This is a genomic window from Roseovarius aquimarinus (assembly GCF_043661195.1).
Lineage (GTDB): Bacteria > Pseudomonadota > Alphaproteobacteria > Rhodobacterales > Rhodobacteraceae > Roseovarius > Roseovarius aquimarinus.
In genome coordinates this window covers 22738-39548 of sequence record NZ_JBIHMM010000006.1, presented here as the reverse complement: position 1 = coordinate 39548, position 16811 = coordinate 22738, and the positions used below count along the sequence as shown (strand labels likewise).

The 16811-nt window shown below is 68.3% G+C and carries 17 protein-coding genes; 2 read left to right on the top strand and 15 right to left on the bottom strand.

The window, feature by feature from the left end:
- Positions 1-51: 51 nt before the first annotated feature.
- Genes ACGRVM_RS15560 through ACGRVM_RS15535 form a run of 6 tightly spaced genes read right to left on the bottom strand, consistent with a single transcriptional unit; the run spans position 52 to position 4918 of the window.
- Positions 52-378, bottom strand: coding sequence for an antibiotic biosynthesis monooxygenase family protein (locus tag ACGRVM_RS15560; protein WP_377173209.1), 327 nt, complete (start codon positions 376-378; stop codon positions 52-54).
- A 12-nt stretch (positions 379-390) separates the two neighbouring features.
- Positions 391-1140, bottom strand: a complete 750-nt coding sequence (locus ACGRVM_RS15555) for a ChaN family lipoprotein (RefSeq protein ID WP_377173211.1) — start codon at positions 1138-1140, stop codon at positions 391-393.
- 11 nt (positions 1141-1151) lie between these two features.
- Positions 1152-1934, bottom strand: a complete 783-nt coding sequence (locus tag ACGRVM_RS15550) for a heme ABC transporter ATP-binding protein (protein ID WP_377173212.1) — start codon at positions 1932-1934, stop codon at positions 1152-1154.
- Entirely contained in the window at positions 1931-3001 is a 1071-nt protein-coding gene (locus ACGRVM_RS15545) for a FecCD family ABC transporter permease (RefSeq protein WP_377173214.1), read from the bottom strand. Before ACGRVM_RS15545 ends, ACGRVM_RS15550 begins: the two co-directional genes overlap by 4 nt.
- Before the next feature lie 4 nt (positions 3002-3005).
- The gene (locus tag ACGRVM_RS15540) at positions 3006-3869 is read right to left on the bottom strand and encodes a heme/hemin ABC transporter substrate-binding protein (RefSeq protein ID WP_377173216.1); all 864 of its coding nucleotides are present in this window, start codon (positions 3867-3869) and stop codon (positions 3006-3008) included.
- Positions 3866-4918: a hemin-degrading factor gene (locus tag ACGRVM_RS15535; RefSeq protein WP_377173218.1), complete on the bottom strand. Its 1053-nt coding sequence runs from the start codon at positions 4916-4918 to the stop codon at positions 3866-3868. The genes ACGRVM_RS15540 and ACGRVM_RS15535 overlap by 4 nt, the downstream gene beginning before the upstream one ends.
- 200 nt (positions 4919-5118) lie before the next feature.
- Between ACGRVM_RS15535 and ACGRVM_RS15530 the strand changes: the two genes are divergently transcribed.
- Positions 5119-7170 (top strand): TonB-dependent receptor domain-containing protein, encoded by a 2052-nt coding sequence (locus ACGRVM_RS15530; RefSeq protein ID WP_377173220.1) that lies wholly within the window; start codon positions 5119-5121, stop codon positions 7168-7170.
- Between the two features lie 70 nt (positions 7171-7240).
- On the opposite strand, the gene ACGRVM_RS15525 is transcribed toward ACGRVM_RS15530, so the two are convergent.
- Genes ACGRVM_RS15525 through ACGRVM_RS15505 form a run of 5 tightly spaced genes read right to left on the bottom strand, consistent with a single transcriptional unit; the run spans position 7241 to position 10719 of the window.
- On the bottom strand, positions 7241-8218 hold the full coding sequence (locus tag ACGRVM_RS15525; RefSeq protein ID WP_377173221.1) for a pirin family protein: 978 nt from the start codon (positions 8216-8218) through the stop codon (positions 7241-7243).
- A gap of 25 nt (positions 8219-8243) precedes the next feature.
- A complete protein-coding gene (locus ACGRVM_RS15520) occupies positions 8244-8837 on the bottom strand; it encodes a histidine phosphatase family protein (protein WP_377173223.1) in 594 nt (197 codons plus the stop codon).
- On the bottom strand, positions 8824-9120 hold the full coding sequence (locus ACGRVM_RS15515) for a GNAT family N-acetyltransferase (RefSeq protein WP_377173224.1): 297 nt from the start codon (positions 9118-9120) through the stop codon (positions 8824-8826). Before ACGRVM_RS15515 ends, ACGRVM_RS15520 begins: the two co-directional genes overlap by 14 nt.
- A 28-nt stretch (positions 9121-9148) precedes the next feature.
- A complete protein-coding gene (locus tag ACGRVM_RS15510; RefSeq protein WP_394624068.1) occupies positions 9149-9775 on the bottom strand; it encodes an alpha/beta hydrolase in 627 nt (208 codons plus the stop codon).
- Between the two features lie 14 nt (positions 9776-9789).
- Positions 9790-10719 carry a VOC family protein gene (locus ACGRVM_RS15505; protein WP_377173091.1) on the bottom strand — a complete coding sequence of 310 codons (930 nt, stop codon included), beginning with the start codon at positions 10717-10719 and terminating at the stop codon, positions 9790-9792.
- Between the two features lie 112 nt (positions 10720-10831).
- Between ACGRVM_RS15505 and ACGRVM_RS15500 the strand changes: the two genes are divergently transcribed.
- Entirely contained in the window at positions 10832-11743 is a 912-nt protein-coding gene (locus ACGRVM_RS15500; RefSeq protein WP_377173093.1) for a LysR family transcriptional regulator, read from the top strand.
- A gap of 51 nt (positions 11744-11794) precedes the next feature.
- On the opposite strand, the gene ACGRVM_RS15495 is transcribed toward ACGRVM_RS15500, so the two are convergent.
- The 4 genes from ACGRVM_RS15495 to ACGRVM_RS15480 all read right to left on the bottom strand — a co-directional run bounded on the left by ACGRVM_RS15495 (position 11795) and on the right by ACGRVM_RS15480 (position 16768).
- On the bottom strand, positions 11795-12607 hold the full coding sequence (locus tag ACGRVM_RS15495; protein WP_377173095.1) for a DJ-1/PfpI family protein: 813 nt from the start codon (positions 12605-12607) through the stop codon (positions 11795-11797).
- A gap of 23 nt (positions 12608-12630) precedes the next feature.
- Positions 12631-14778 (bottom strand): TonB-dependent siderophore receptor, encoded by a 2148-nt coding sequence (locus ACGRVM_RS15490; RefSeq protein ID WP_377173097.1) that lies wholly within the window; start codon positions 14776-14778, stop codon positions 12631-12633.
- Positions 14779-14814: 36 nt separating this feature from the next.
- A complete protein-coding gene (locus ACGRVM_RS15485; protein ID WP_377173099.1) occupies positions 14815-15171 on the bottom strand; it encodes a hypothetical protein in 357 nt (118 codons plus the stop codon).
- Positions 15172-15370: 199 nt separating this feature from the next.
- Positions 15371-16768: a methyl-accepting chemotaxis protein gene (locus ACGRVM_RS15480; protein WP_377173100.1), complete on the bottom strand. Its 1398-nt coding sequence runs from the start codon at positions 16766-16768 to the stop codon at positions 15371-15373.
- Positions 16769-16811: the final 43 nt, after the last annotated feature.

Sequence of the window (16811 nt, the reverse complement as noted above, 5' to 3'; positions counted from 1 at the left end):
TCCCCCTTTTTCTCCCAACCACCTTAGACCCTGCATCCTTCCCCCCCAACCTCAGCCCATCTCCGCCGCGCCGATCGACTGGATCGCGTGGAAGCTTTCGAAGCGCGGGGTGCCTTCGTGGAGTTTGCGGGTCTGGCCGGCGCGGGCGTGTGCGGCTCTGAACTCCTCGCTTGTGGTCCAGGCGCGGAAATGGGCCTCGCTCGCCCAGACGGTATGCGACGCGTAGAGACGACGGCCGTCATCCTCGGGGCCTTTGAGCATGTGGAACGAGACGAACCCGTCCATCGCCTCGAGATGGCTTTCCCGGCCGAGCCATAGCTCCTCGAAGGCGGCGGCGTTTTCGAGCGGGACGGTGAAGCGGTTCATCGCAAGATACATTTCTGTGGCTCCTTAATCCGGATTGAGAGATTTGCAGGGATCGGTCCGGTCCGCCTGAGGGACGAAGCGGATCTCTTCGAAGGGCATGTCGGTGGTGCCTTCGACGAATCCGGTGGCATATGTGGTGATATCGGGCGCCGCGCGGGCGATCATCGCGGGCACGCCCCAGTCGAGACGTGCATGCCCGTTGCCGACGATCAGGGCGACGGGCGGGCCATGACGCTCGAGCGCCTCGAGCGCCGCGCGGGCGAAGACGGCATCGCGGTATCGTTGGACGGCGACCATGCCGGCCATGGCGTCGCGCGGCATGGCCTTGCAATGCGCCTCGAATTGCAGATCCTCGCGCAGCCGCTGCTCATCTCCCGGCAATGCGGCATCGAGCCCGTAGAGCGGCGCGTCGGGCCCGAAGAGCGCGGCGGGTCCGTCCGAATAGACGGCCCGCACCACCTTGCGCGAAGCGGCGGCGCCGACGATATGCGCCGCGCCGAGCGCATCGAAAATGGGGGCGTAGATGGGGAAATGCTTCCAGCCGCTCGCCGCCCACGCATCCTCGATCAGGCTGCGATCCGCATCGGCCCGCTTCGCGTCGCCTTCGGTCAGCATCTCGAAGATGACCGCGCTGGGGCTCAGATCGCGCAGCGCGGCGGCCTGGCCGAGATGCGCATCGGGATTGTCGTGGACTTCGCCCAAGATGACGATCTCCGCCACGGGTTCGGCCATGGCGGGACAGGCGAGACAGGCAAGCAGAATGGCAAGGCGCATGAAGGATCCTTTCAGGCCGAGGCCGCGTGGGGCAGGATATAGGGAACGCCCTCGGGCGGGGGGGCCGACACGCGAAGCGTACAGCCATAGGCATGCGACAGGATTTCGCCCGTCAGCACTTCGCTCGGCGTTCCGACGGCGAGGCCTCTGCCGCCGGCGAGCACCGCGACCTTGTCGGCATAGAGCGCGGTCAGGTTCAGATCGTGCATGACGGCGATCACCCCGCCGCCCGCCGCGGCGAAGTCGCGGGCGATCTGCATGACCTGCAACTGGTGCGCGATATCGAGGCTCGAGACAGGCTCGTCCAGCAAGAGCCAGCGCGGGGTGCCGCCTTCGACGGGGTGCCAGACCTGCGCCACAACGCGCGCCAGCATGACACGCTGCGCCTCGCCGCCCGACAAGTCCTGAAAGCTGCGATCCGCATGTTGCGCGAGACCCACGCGCGCCAAGGCCCGCAGCGGAACGTCCGAGCGGTCTCCCGCCGTGCCCGACTGAAGGCCGAGGCGGACCACTTCGATCACGGTGAAGGGGAAGGCCAGTTGCGAGGCCTGCGGCAGGACCGCCCGCTCCGCGGCGAGCTGCCAAGGTTTCATCGTGCGGATGTCCCGTCCGTTCAGCTCGACAAGGCCGCTATAGGGCAGGCTGGCCGTGATGGCGCCCAGAAGGCTGGACTTGCCCGAGCCGTTCGGCCCGACGATCGCGGTGACCTCTCCGGGCTGCGCGATCAGGCTGACCCCGGCCAGCACCTCGCGCGGGCCGTAGGATACGCGGATATTCTCGGCACGGAGCGTCATGGCAGCGCCAGCCCCCGGCGCTTGAGCAGGATCCACAGAAAGACCGGCGCGCCGAGCACGGCGGTGACGATCCCGATGGGCAGCTCGGCCGGGGCGATGACGGTGCGCGCGATCACGTCCGCCACGATCAGAAGGGTGGCGCCCAGAAGCGCGGAGTTGATGAGGAGCGTCCGGTGATCGGGGCCCGAGGCCAGCCGCAGAAGATGCGGCACCACGATGCCGACGAAACCGATCCCGCCCGAGACGGCCACCGCTGCGCCCGTCGCCGCGGCGACGGCGAGGATGGCGATGGATTTCATGCGCTGCACGTCGATGCCGATATGCGCTGCCGTCGCCTCGCCGAGGGCGAGGCCGTTGAGGCCGCGCCCCAGCATCAGCGCCGCGGCGACGGCGGCGAGGATCATCGGCCCCGCCGCAAACACCTTGGCCCAGCTCGCCCCGGCGAGCGAGCCGAGCCCCCAGAAGTTGAGGTCGCGCAATTGCTGGTCGTCCGCGATATAGACGAGGATGCCCGAAATCGCCCCGGCCAGCGCGCCGAGGGCGATCCCGGCCAAGAGCATCGTGGCCACGGATGTGCGGCCCCCGCTGGTCGAGACGCGGTAGAGCAGGATGGTCGATCCCCAGCCGCCGAGGAACGCGGCGACGGGCACGAGTTGGGTGCCGGTCAGATCGCTCAGCCATAGGGGCATGAGCGCGCCGAGGACGATGGCGAGGATCGCACCCAGCCCCGCGCCCGCGCCGACCCCGACGATGCCCGGATCGGCCAGCGGATTGCGGAAGAGCCCCTGCATCGCCGCGCCCGAGACCGCGAGGGCGGCGCCCACGAAAACGCCCATGGCAAGGCGCGGCAGGCGGATATCGAGGAGCACGACACGCTCCATCCGGCTCAGGCTTTCGCCCCGCGCGAGGGTCGCCAGAAGATCCGTGATGCGGACCTCGGTGGCACCGATTTGCAGGCTGAGGAGGCATGCGATCACCAGCAGGGCCCCGAGCAGCCAGTGCAGCGCGCGCGCTTGGGTCAGGCGGTCGCGCGCGACATGCGTTCCGGTGTCGGGGATCGCGGACAAGGGCTCAACTCCCGCCGTCATAGATGGCGCGGCTGAGCCGCGTCACCGCCTCGGCCGTGCGCGGCCCGAAGCCGAGAAGCAACAGCCCGTTCATCCGCACGATGGAGGCGCGCTCCGCCGCCGGGGTCAGCGCGACCGCCGGCAGGGCCAGAAGCTCGGCATCGGACTTGCCGTGATCGCCGCCGCGATCCATCATCAGGATCACGTCTGGAGCGGCCAGACCCACCGCTTCGTCCGTCAGTTGCCGGTAGCCCTCGAAATCCGTGACGGCGTTCACGCCGCCCGCCATGCGGATCACCGCATCGGCTTCGGTTCCCGCGCCCGATGCGGTGATCCGGCCGCCTTGGGTGGAGAGGATGAAGAGGACGCGCTTCTTGTCCGCCTCGGGGCGCTCGGCGGCCCTCGTCGCCTCTGCAAGGGCCGCGCCGACGTCGGCTTGCAGAAGATCGGCGCGCTCCGGAACACCGAGCGCGTCGCCGATGATCTCAATCTTGCGCAGGATGCCGTCCGCATCGCGCGCGTCCGGCACTTCGACAAGCGCGACATCGGCGGCGCGGATCACCTCCAGAGCCTCCGGAGGGCCGGCGCCTTCGCCCGTGATGATGAGCGAAGGGTCGACCGACAGCACCCCCTCGGGGGAGAGGGCGCGCATGTAGCCCACATCCGGCAGCTCGGTCACCTCGGGCGGGTAGCTCGATGTCGTATCGCGCGCCTTCAGCCGGTGCCCCTGGCCGAGCGCCACGATGATTTCGGTCACCGCGCCTCCGATCGACAGAACATCGGCGCCCGTGTCTGCCGGTGCGGGGGACGCGCCGATCAGCGCCGCGAAGATGGCCGCGAGGCCGAGTGTCGGGGCCGGGCGGATCATGCGGGCACCGCTTCGAGGTCGGGCAGGCCGGCGACGAGACGGCCCCAGTCGGCGCGCGAGTCGCGCCCTTCCTTTCCGACGCCGAAAACCTGGAAAATGATGCCGCCCGCCGCATCGAACGCCTCGACCGAGACGGCAGGGCCGCGCTGCGTCGGCTTTTCCACGGCCCAGACCTCGGCCACCTTGTCGAGCCTGAGATGCAGGTTGAAGCCGGGATCCATCACGTTCTGCCACGGCCCCATCCTGCGCAGATCATGCAGGGGGCCGGTATGGATCTGGATGCAGCCGCGATTGCCGACGAAGATCATCACCTCGATCCCCGCATCGCGCACCGCGGTCAGCATGTCGTCCGCCGCTTTCGGGGCGAGCGGCCGCACGAACGGCGCGCCCGCGATCCGGTAGGCCCCGAGGCGGTTCATCTTGAGCTTCGCGCAAAGGCGCAGGAACTGATGCGTGTCGGTGAGCCGCGCCCATTCCTCGCGCAGGGTATCGACCTTGTCGGAGCGGGATTTCGCGGCCTCGGCGGGTGTGCGCGGCTCGACCCTCTGGGCGTCGCCCTGATCGCCATGCGCCAATTCGGCGACGATGCCGGCCCAGGCCGCGTGATCGGATGCCTCGCGCAGATGGATCTTGTGAACCGCATCGCCCGCCGCATCGAAGATCTGAAGCGACCGGCGCGGACCCTCCTCCGAGGCGGCTTCCACTGCGAAGGCATGGACCCAATGCGAGGGGAACATGCGCAGGTCGATCTCTTCGGTCAGGGTCATCGCCGCATGCTCGCCCGGATGGTAATTGCCGTAGCGGCCGACCTTCTCATGAACGCATGCCTCGACGCGCGTCAGGGCCATCACCTCGCCCAGTCTTTCGGCGGCGGGGATGATGCGGTCGGGATGGGCGGCGATTCGCGCCGTGCCTTTCCCGACATGGGCGGCGACAAGCTGCGCCTCGGCGATACCGAGCGCGTCCGCGGCGTCGCGGGCGCGCGATTTCGGATTTTCCGCAATGAAGGCGCGGATTTCTGCGGGAGTGGGAGCGGCTCGCTCGGTCATTGGGGCATCCTCGGAGTGACAGGGTCCGATGGCTGCGCCCGATGCGTCCGGTGCGTGGCTCTCTCAAATTTCTTGACTATTTTAGTCGACTACCTTTAAGGCTGCAACCCGTAGCGATACCGATAATCGCAATTCACCAAAAATCGCCGCGCCAGCCCTTTGCGAGCTTCGGCCCACAAGACGCATGAAGGATGGCGCAAATGCACATGAAACTGATGCGCGGCTCTGCCGCGCTGGCCTGTCTGTCTTTGGCGGCGCCTGCCGCAGGGCAGGACGAAGGCACGCCCGGATACCTCGGAACGCTCATCCTGACGGGGGGCAAGCGGGATCTGAGCTACGGCACCGCCCTGTCGCGGACGGTGATCGACAAAGAAGAGGTTTTGGACCGGCAGGCCAGCACCGTCGCGCAGCTGATCGATTCCGTTCCCGGCGTCATGCTCGTCAACGGCACGACGCCGCAGGGTTCGGGCATCAATATCCGCGGCTTCGGCGCCAACACGACCTTCGGCAGCGATCAGAAAATCGCGGTGCAGATCGACGGGGCCAGCGTCGGGTCGGAAGAGCTCTACCGCATCGGCACCCAGCTTTTCACCGACCCGCTCCTTTACAAACGGGTCGAGGTACTGCGCGGCACCATCGGCAGTTTCGCCTATGGCGCGGGCATCGTCGGCGGCGTGGTCAAGCTCGAGACGAAGGATGCGGCGGACTTCACCGGGGGCGCGCTCGGCTCCGGCGGCTCGCAGACGCTCGAATACAGCAGCAATGGGGATGGTTGGGCCACATCGACCAATCTCGCGTGGATGCCCGCCGAGGGGGTGGAGTTCCTTTTCAACTACACGCTGCGCGATCAGGGCAATCTGACGGCGGGCGATGGCACCACCATCGGCAATTCGTCGTTCCGCACACCCTCGTGGCTGGCCAAGGGCAAGATCACCTTCGGCGAGGGCGATGCCCAATCCCTGACGCTCAGCTATTCCGAGACGGTCGCCGACGACAAGGACGTGCCCTATGACCAGTTCGAGACGACGGCGAACAGTTTCGGCCGGGTGGACCGGCGCACCGATACCAGTCAGGCGGTGCTCGAGTATCGCTACAACCCGGCGAGCGATCTGATCGATCTGCGCGCCAATCTCAGCTATGCGGACCAGACGATCGACGTGGATTACATCGACGGCAGCTCGCCGTTCCAGGGCGGGCAGAGCGTCGCCGCCTTTTGCGCGAGCCCCTTCACGGGGGTCATCTGCGCCGATAACCGCTATCAGACCACGAAGCTTACCGTCTCAAACCGCGCGCTGTTCAGCACCGGCACGGTCGCCCATGACATGCTGGCGGGCGCGGAGGTGATCCGCAAGGAGCGGCTCGATGCGGCCAGCTCGCCGGGCGGCGAGGACCGCCGGTTCGCCCTCTTCGTCGTGGACGAGATGAGCATCGGGCAGATCACCCTGACGCCCGCGCTGCGCTACGAGCATTCGCGCATCGAAAGCGCGGTGCCGCTGGCGGGGGTGCCGGACAGCTACGACAACGACGCGCTCATGGGCGGCCTCGCGCTGGCCTATGATTTCGGCAACGGCCTGTCGATTTTCGGAAGCGCGGCCTATACCGAAGGCCTGCCGATCATCGACGATCTGGGCACAGCGGCGACGGCGCAGCGTCGCATCGGCATGACCGAGAAGTCTCAGACGCTGGAGATCGGCGCCGAATACACCGGCCTCGACGTGCTCGCGGCGGGCGACAGCCTGACCCTGCGCGGCAACTACTACCAGACCAAGCTTTGGGATATCACCAGCTACACGGTCTCCGGCTCGACGACGGTGGATCTCGATCACGTGCAGTCCGAAGGGTTCGAGCTCGAAGCATCCTATGGCACGCAGAGTGGTTTCTACGTCGATCTTGCCGGGCATATCGGCAAGGGCCGCGAATACGATCCGGACGGCAGCAGCACCGTCTGGCGCATCAGCCCGGCGGACCGGGTGCAACTGACCCTGGGCAAACGCTGGAGCGATGATCTGGACCTGAGCTGGGAGGTCGTTCATGCCGTGGACCGCCGCGATGCTCTGGGGGCGGACCTCGCCGACGTGACCCGGCACAATCTGCGCGCCACCTGGCAGCCGGATCAGGGGTGGCTCGAGGATACGGCGGTGCGGTTCGGGGTCGAGAACCTGCTGGACGAGGCCTATGTCGGGCACCTGTCCTCGCCCACACGGCAGGCGCCGGGCCGCACGTTCAAGGTCTCGGTGACGCGGACATTCTGAATGAGCGCGAGATGGCGGGCGCCGCGTGGCGCCGGCCATCGACATCATCCGGCGATCGGTGCGCCCGGCCTCACTCCCCGCGCGTCTGCGGCGCGCGCGGGGAGGTGCGGTCGAGGTCGGGGCTGATGGGGATGTGCTCCTGGTCGTCGCCGGGCGGCAGGCGGAAGGGGCCGTTCTGCCAATCGGCGGCTTTCCAGGCTTCCTTGGCCTCCTCGATCCGGTCGCGCGAGGAAGAGACGAAGTTCCACCAGATATAGCGCCCCTCGTTCATCGTATCGCCGCCGAGCGCGAGAAGGCGCGCGCCCTGCGCGCCCGCGCGCACGCTCAGCTTGTCGCCGGGGCGGAAGACCATCATCCGGCCCGCCTCGAAGACCTCGCCCGCGATCTCGACGGAGCCTTCGGTGATGTAGAGGCCGCGATCCTCGTGATCGTCGGGCAGCGGAAACTGCGCCCCCGGCTCCAGCATCGCGTCAAGATAGAAGGTGCGCGACTGCATCGTCACCGGGCTTGCCTTGCCGTAGGCCGAGCCGAGGATGAGGCGCGCGCGCACGCCGCCATCCTCCAGAACGGGCAGCGCCTCCTCCTTGTGATGCTCGAAGGCGGGGGCCATCTCCTCGCGGTTTTCGGGCAGGGCGATCCATGTCTGGACGCCGAAAAGCTTGTGCCGCGTCTTGCGCGTCGCGTCCGAGGTGCGCTCGGAATGGGTGACGCCGCGGCCCGCGACCATCCAGTTGACCTCGCCGGGATGGATCATCTGATGCGTGCCGAGGCTGTCGCGGTGCTCGAATTCGCCTTGGTAGAGATAGGTGACGGTGCCGAGGCCGATATGGGGATGGGGGCGCACATCGATCCCGCCATCAGTGACGAATTCGGCCGGGCCGACCTGATCGAAGAAGATGAAGGGGCCGACCATCTGGCGTTTGGGAGAGGGCAGGGCGCGGCGCACCTCGAAGCCGCCCAGATCGCGGGCGCGCGGGATGATGAGCGTCTCGAGCGCGTCCGGTCCGGCATTCGGGCATTCGGGGGTCTGCGTGGGGTTCCAGCTCATGGCGGTCTCCTTTTGAAACAGGGTATCAGGCGCGGGCCCAATCCTCGGGCATCCACTGCGCGAGCGTCTCGAAGCCTTGCGGGGCAGGGCGGGTGACGAGCGCCTCGCCCTCGGCCAGCCGCGCGCCCGCGACCTCCTCGATATTCGAGCGATGGGCGACGATGACGCGATTGGTGCCCTCTGCGGGCGGCGTCGTCAGCAAATCGCGCAGATAGGCGATACGGCCCGCGCGGCCCGCGTCGTCCGAGAGAAGACCCAGAAGCTCGCGGCGCTCCTCGACCCGGCCGAAGGCAATTTCGGCCATGTCGCGGCAGCGCGCGAAGGGGCTGGCGAGCACCTCGCCCACGGGGAAATTCGCGGCCCGGAAGGCGGCGCCGATCCGCTCGGACTGGGCGATGCCGAGATCCGACAGCAGGCGCTGCCGCTCGCGCGGCCAGTCGATATGGTCGATGCCGGACCATGTGGTCGCGCCGTGGCGGAAATAGATGACATGCCCGCCCCGGCGCAAAGCCTCGCGCAGGGCCGGCCGCGCGAGGGCGGCGGAGGGAAGCAGAAGGGCCGCCGCGCCGAGAGCGAGAAAGCGGCGCCGGGGCAGCTCAGGGCGATCACGCGATGACATCGGCCGTCTCCTTGGGGTGGCGGGCCGCGAAGGCGCGGAAGAACGGGCAGAGCGGCACGATCTTCTGGCCGGCGGCGCGCGCATCCGCGATGACCCGCCGCGAGAGGGCGGCGGCGAGGCCCTTGCCGCGCAGGCTGTCTGGCACGCCGGTGTGATCGACGATGATGAGGGTCTCGGAGGCCTTGGAGAAGGTCAGCTCCGCCTCGCCGGGATGTCCGGCGAGGGTCGCGACATAGCGGCCCTTGGTCTCGCTGTCCTCGCGGATGATGCTTGGCTCGGTCATGGTCGCTCCTCACGTCATGAAATGGCGGCTAGGTGGCGCCGGGGTCGGTCTCGGATCGCAGAAACTCGGCGAGCGCCTCGATCTCCTTGCGGCGCAGCTCGTGCCCGCCATCGTGAAAGCAGGTGGAGAGATGCGCGCCCTGCGCGCGCGTCCAGTCGGCCAGCGCCTCGGTCAGCGGCCATGGGCAGATCGGATCGCGCCGGCCCGCCGAGATCAGCACGCGCGCCCCCTCGAGCCCCGGCGCCGGGGCAGGGGACCAGGGCACGAGCGGATGCAGAAGCGCCGCCCGCGCGAAGAGCGTGGGGCGGGCCATCATGACCGACGCGAGAATGTTCGCCCCGTTGGAATAGCCGAACCCATAGACCGGCCTTCCGGGATGGGCGTCGCGCCATGCCTCGACGAAGCCGGCCATCTTGTCCGTGGCGCGGGCGAGGTCCGCCATGTCATAGACGCCTTCGCCGGTGCGGCGAAAGAAGCGCGCCGCGCCGCGCTCGGACACGTCGCCGCGCGGCGAGACGATGCCCGCGCCGGGCAGAAGCTCGCCCGCGAGGCCGAAGAACTGCCGCTCGTCGCCGCCGGTGCCGTGAAAGGCGAAGACCAGCGGTGCGGCGCCCTCCGGCGCCGAGACCAGCGCGTGATAGGCTTCGGTGGACATGGCGCGGCCTCCTTTCAGGCAAGCTCGGGCAGGCGCTTTTCGATCTGCGCGCGATAGGGGCGATAGCGCTCGGGCAATTGCAGCGCCTCGCCGAGATGGGCGGTATCCTCGTCCCTGTCGAAGCCCGGCTCGTTCGTGGCGATCTCGAAGAGGATGCCGCCGGGTGTGCGGAAGTAGATAGCCCAGAAGTAATCGCGGTCGATCACCGGCGTGACCTGATAGCCGGTATCCATCAGCGCCGCGCGCATTTCGAGCTGCGCCGCGCGGTCCTCGACCGCGAAAGCGATGTGATGGACGGATCCCGCGCCTTGCTCGGCGGGGCGCGCGTCCGGCAGCGCCTCGAGATCGATGGTGCGCGCGGCGTTGCCGCCCTCGATCCGGTAGCGCGTCACGCCCGCCTCGCTGGCCTCCTCTTCGTATCCCATGAAGCGCAGAAGCTCGCCCGTGGCCGCCGCGTCGCGCAGCCGGATCCGCGCGCCGTGAAAGCCGAGGATGCCTTCGCTCTCGCCGATCCCGCCGCCGGTCCAGGGGCTGCGCCCCTCGGGCTCGGCCTCGACCAGCGCGAAGCTGTCGCCATCGGGCCCGTCGAAGGAAAGCCGGCTCTCGCCGAGAAAACTGCCCTCGGCGATCCCGCGCGCACCCATCGCGGCGAGGCGGTCCCGCCAGAAGGGCAGGGCGCCGCGCGGCACGGCGAATTCGGTCACGCCCACCTCGCCCGTGCCGCGCCGGCCCTTGGGCATGCGGCCGAAGGGAAAATAGGTCATGACCGATCCGGGCGTGCCGACGCTGTCGCCGTAATAGAGATGATAGACTTCGGGCGCGTCGAAATTGACGGTTTTCTTGACGCGCCGCAGCCCGAGAGTTTCGGTGAAAAAGGCGTTGTTCTCGCGCGCGTCCGCCGCCATCGACGTGACGTGATGCAGACCCTTGATGAGATGTGTCATGCCCGTCTCCTGACCTTCGGTTTCGCTTGGATCCACAGTTAGGTCTCCCGGGCGCGCATAACTATGATAAAGGATCGCCATAGACTGTTGCGATCCGGGAAGGGGTGGCGCCATGCAGGACCTCAAACCCGTGCGCGTCTTTCTGGAGGTGGTCGCGCGGCGCAGCTTCGCGGCGGCGGCGAAATCCCTGCGGATGACGCCCGCCTCGGTCTCGCGCATCGTGGCCAAGCTCGAGGAGGATCTGGGCGAGCAGCTCTTGCTGCGCACGACGCGGCAGGTGTCGCTCACCTCGACCGGCGCGAGCATCGCCGCGCGCTATGCGCCGCTTCTGGAGGCCTTCGATCAGGTCGCGCGCGATCTCGAGCGCGAGATGCAGCCCCATCGCGGGCGCCTCGCGATCAACGCGCCGATGTCCTTCGGGCAGCGCATCCTGCCGGGGCTGATCGAGAGCTTTCGGCTCGCCTATCCGAATATCGACCTGACCATTCGCCTGACCGACCGGCTCGTCGATATCGTCACCGAAAGCTGCGATCTGGCGATCCGCGTCTCGGCGCCGCCGACGGACAAATCGACCATCTGGCGCAAGCTCTGCGAGGTGCCGCTGCGCATCGTCGCGGCGCCCTCGTTCCTCGAAAGGCACGGGGTGCCCGAGGAGCCGGGCGATCTCGACCCGGCGCTGTGCCTCTCGTACGGCGAGGAGGACGCGCCCGAGAGCTGGCGCTTCGAGAAGGACGGCGTGCCGCGCCATTTCAGGGCGGGGCGCGCAATCCAGACCAATAACGGCGATCTGCTCTATCAGTTGGTGCGATCGGGCGCCGGGATCGCCATGCTGCCCGAGTTTCTGGTCGCCGAGGGCATGAAGACGGGCGAGGTCGTGCCGCTGCTCGGCGCGTGGTCGCTCCCGCCGCTCTGGCTCTCGCTCTTCTATCCGCCCTACGAGACGCTGCCGCCGCAGGTGGCGACATTCACGGATTTCTTCGAAGCCTATCTGCGCGATCTCGACGCGTTCGATCTGCCCCGGTAACGGGAAGGGCGAGGGCCGCCGCCTCGGCGCGCGCGCGGCCCTCGCGATGGCCTAGCCTTTCGAGACGATCTGCGCGAAGCGGGTCTTGAACCCGGTGAACATCGTTTCGAGCATCTGGGTCAGATGCGCGCCCGCCTTGTCGGGCGTTCCCGCGTCGAAGGGCGGGGCGGGGTCGTATTCGGCCAGAAGCTGCACCGCCTTGGCATAGTCCTCGCCGCGCATCTCGGCCAGAAGCGTGAGACCGAAGTCGATCCCCGCCGTCACGCCGCCGCCGGTCACGCGGTTGCGGTCGCGCACGACGCGCGCATCGACCGGGATCGCGCCGAACTCCTCGACGAGCGGGCGGGTGATCCAATGCGAGGTGACCTTGTAGCCGTCGATCAGCCCCGCCTTGCCCAGAAGCAGCGTGCCCGTGCAGACCGAAGTGACATAGCGCGCCTTCTCGCCCGTCCGGGCGAGCCAGTCGATCGTCTCGGCATCCTCGAGCACGTCGAGAATGCCCGAGCCCGCGCCGGGCACGCAGAGCACGTCGGGCGCCTCGGGCGCGTCGGCCAGCACGATGTCGGGCAGGATCGTGATGCCCGTGTCCGTCACGACCGGATCGAGCGTCTTGGCCGCGATCCGGACGCTCGCGCCCATCATGCTGGCGAACATGTATTGCGGCCCGACGAGGTCGAGCGCGGTCATTCCCGGATAGGCGAGAAAGACGACCTGCTCGCTGCCCTGCCATTCGGGCGGAGTATGGGACATGTCGTGCCCGTTCGCGCCGGTCCGCGCAGCGCCCTGATCGTCCGCGCGGGCGGTTTGCGCGATCCCGAACGGGGCGAGGATCGCGGCGAGGTTGAAGAAACGTCTGGTGATCATGCTGGAATCTCCCTTCGGGGATGTCAGAATTGGATTTCGAGCGCCGCCGTCAGCTTGCGCCCGGCGCCCGGCGCCACGCGCCCGCCGAAATAGCCGTAGCGGTCGAAATAATCGGTGTCGGTCAGGTTCTGGATGCCGAGCGAGGCGCGATAGCCGCCACGCGCGTAGGTGAGCGCCGCATCGAGCGTGTAGAAGGCATCGCTCTTGTAGAGGTTGTTGTTGCTGAGGTACTCGCCCGATTGCGCATAGACGCCGCCGCCGAGGCTGAGCCCGTCCCAGCGGCCCGCGAACTGGTAGTCGAGCCAGACGCGCCCCGAATGCCGCGGCACGCCGGGCAGGGCGTTGCCCGCCGGGATGACGCCCGTCGCGGTGGGCGCATCGCGCGTGAATTCGGCATCGACATAGGCGTAGCTGAGAAGCGCGCTGAGCTGCGGGCCGAGCCGCCATGTCAGATCCGCCTCGATGCCGCGCGCGCGCTGGCGTCCCTCGGCCCGCGACTGGAACGTCGCGGGGTCGGTCACGGCGACGTTCTCGCGCTCGATCTCGAAGAGGGCGACCGTTCCGGCAAGGCCGAAATCCGTGTCGAACTTCATCCCCGCCTCGATCTGCCGCGACATCTCGGGCCGGGCCTTGCCGGAGAAAAGCTGGAACGGCTGGCCGCGCATCCCCTCGCCATAGCTCGCGAAGACCGAAAGCTGATCTGTCACGTCATAGACCGCCCCGAAGCGCGGCAGAAGCCGCGTCTCGGCGGTGCGCTCGGCGCCAAGCGCGTTGCGGAAATCGACCTCGACATGCGCGAGGCGCAGCGAGCCGAGAAGGTGCCAGCGGTCGTCGATGCTCGATTGCCACTGCGCGTAGGCACCCGCCGTGCGGTTCTCGACGAACTGGTCGTTCAGCCCGGTTCCGGGGCGCGTATAGGGCGCCGAAAAGACCGGCGCGGTCAGATCCACGGTGGCGGGCGCGAAGGCGACGGCGATGAACCCCTCGTCGTCGAGCGCGCTGTAATCCGCGCCGAAGAGAAGCGTATTGACGCTACGCCCCCATGCGAATTCCGCCTTGGCCGAGGCCGCGAAGGACAGCTCGTCCTGCTCCTGCGCAAGGCGCCCGTTGGCCAGCGCCCATGTCGAGGGCGCGGCGAAGGGCGTGTCGGCCGCGAAGCCGTCCGCGCCGACGAGGCTCTGGACATGCTCGTCGAAGTCGCTGGCCGACCAGCGCAGCGTCGCCTTGGCCGACCAGATATCCGAGAAGCGATGCTCGAGCGTCGCGCCGAGGCTCGCCGCCTGCGAGCCGCTATCCTCGATATCCGCCGGCCCGATGAAGAGATCGGGGTCGATGCGGAAGGCCCCGGCGACGGTGCCGGTGGCGGGCAGGCCCTGATACTCGGGCTGGCTCCATTCGGAATACCGCCCCTGCACCAGAAGCGTCGTCGCGCCCCAGTCGAAGGCGACCGAAGGCGCCAGCGTGAAACGTTCGGCCTCGAGCACGTCCACATCGAAGCGTTGCGTCGCGTATTCCCCGACAAAGCGGAACCGGACGGTCTCGCTCAGCGGCTGATTCACGTCGAAGAAGGGCGACAGCAGGCCGTCGGTGTCGACGCGCAGGCCGACGCTGCGGGCCGCTTCGGCCTCCGGCTTTTTCGACACGATGTTGACGATGCCGCCCGCAGGCGCACCCGAGCCGCCGCCGAAGAGGATCGCCGAGGGGCCCTTGAGCACCTCGATGCGCTCCACATCTATCAGGCTCTCGCGGTCGCCGGGGGCGTATTGATTGGTGGTGAAGCCGTCGCGATAGCGCTCGGCCGCAAAGCCGCGCAGGAGCGTGTTGTCGAAAGCGGGCGTGCTGCGTTGATCGTTCGCCTGCACGTTCGCCACGTTGCGCAGCGCGTCGCTGACGCTCTGCGCCGCCTGGCGGTCGATGACGCTGCGCGGGACGACGGCGACGGATTGCGGCACCTCGCGCAGCGGCGTGCGCGTGCCCGTGGCGCTGTCCGAGGTGAGGGCGCGCAGCCCGTCCACCGGACCGGCGGAGGTCTCCTCGCCGGGGGTCTCGACGACGAGCGTGCCGAGATCGAATGTGGATGTCTGCCCCGATTGCTGGGCGGCGAGAGAGACCGGCAGGCCGAATGCCATGCAGGTAGAGGCCAGAAAAATCCGGCGCGAGATGGGTTCCATGGGAAGTCCTTCGGAAAATGACGTGATGCGATGCGATCAGGTCAGCTCCGGCGGTCCTCTCGGGTGGGGAATGGAGGCGGCGGGCGCGGCGCGCAGCAGATCGCCGGGCGTGTCGATGACGACGCCCGCGCCGAGCGCGGTCCAGAAGGCGATATCGGGCGCGCCGGCCTCGGTCATGTGCTGGGCGGCGACCACGGGGCAGTCCGCCGCGCCGGTCTCGCCGTCCTCGATCTCCTCGAAGCCGTCCGGGCCGAGCACCATCTGGACGATCTTCCCGCCCGTGCAGATCGAGACGATGAGGCGCCCGTCCGCATCCTTCTGCGGCACGAAGGCGGTGGCGAGCGTCATGGACTGAAGCGTGAGCGCGCAAAGCAGCAGCGCCGTGGCCATCATCGACCACAACCCGCCAAACCGCCCGCTCCGCGCCATCCGTGGCCGCACAATCGCCCCGCGCCGTTGAAGATCCACAATGCGCCGAGACCTACAGCGCGTTTCCGCGGCGGTAAAGGGCGCCATTGTCGCGGGTATGGTCCGTTTAATTACATAACATTGATTACGCGCGGTTGATCAAGCGCCATCCGCATACCCCCGCTCACACCAGATACGCGAGGCGCAGGCCGCCCCAATGCTCGCCGGCGACCATGATCGGCGCCGAGACGTCCTTCATCAGCGCGAACTCCCCGCCGCCCATGTCGCGGCGGTAGGCCTGTAGAAGAAACGGCTCGGTGTTGCGGCCCGCCGAGAGGCCGACGCGGTCGTCGAAGATGCGCCGATTGCGGCAATGCTGCGCGTTCCACGCGGTCTCCCCCCTGCGCTGCGGCTTGCTGAACTTCGGGTTATGCACCGGCAGATAGCCGTTGCGATCGACGCTGGCGCAAAAGACGACCTTGGGCGAAAGGCTCTGCGCGTCGTCCTGGAATTGCGGCAGGAGGCGGTCCGCCAGATCGGTGAAGCGGGTGCGCACCTGCTTGGGATCGGTGCCGGGGATCTCGACGTAATCCGTGTCGAAAAGATCGCTTCGGTGGATGGTGCCGTCCTTCACGGCGGCGGTCAGCGCGGCGCCGATGCGCCCCGCCCGCTCGATCACCGCCTCGATATAGATGCTGTCCTCGGTGCGGTATCCCAGCCGGGCCGTCGCCCCGATGAGGCGCTCGGACGTGGTGGTGAGCGCGCGCAGCTGCGCGCACGCGCTCGACAGGCTGCCGCCCGAGCGGGCCACCTGCTCCGAGAGATCGGCGGCCTTCTTGTCGATCCCGGTGATGTCCGCCGCGATCTGGCGCGTCGAGTGCAGGATGTCGGCCTGGCGCGCGCTCACCTCGGTCACGGCGCCTGAAATCTCGCGCATCACGCCGCTGACCTCGCCCGTCTGCTCGCGCACCTCGCTGGCCCGCGCGACAAGCGCGTCGCTGCGCGTGACCAGCCCCGCATTGAGCGCGGCGATGGCCTCGAGCGTGCTGTTGATCTCCTCGGTGGCCTCGGCGGTCTTGGTCGAGAGCGTCTTGACCTCCTGCGCCACCACCATGAAACCGCGCCCCGCCGCCCCGGCGCGGGCGGCCTCGATGGAGGCGTTGAGCGACAGAAGATTGGTCTGGCGCGCGATCGAATGGATGACCTGCGCGACGTCGTTCACCTTTTTCAGCGCATCGCGCAGCCCCGCGATCTCCTCGCCGGTCCGCACCACGCCGCCTGTCACCTCGACCACGCGCGCCATGATATCGTCGATCTTGGCATGGCCGGACGTCACCAGCGTCTCGACCTGCCGCGCCGCATCCTCGGCCTCGCTCGAGGCGTCGATCACGCGCTGGTTGCCGGTGGCGATGCGGTGGGCGTCGCGGCTCAGCTCCTCGGCGATCCGCGCGCCGTCCTGCACCTGCGCGGAGACGTCGTCGACATGGCCCGACACATCGGCGAGGCCGACGCCGAGATGCCCGACGCTGCGCGCGATCTCGGGGATCGCCGAGTCCTCGGCGCTGTGGTCGTGGTCCTTCATGGCCGCCTCCTCCTGCAACATGCTGGAGTTGCAAAGCCCGAGC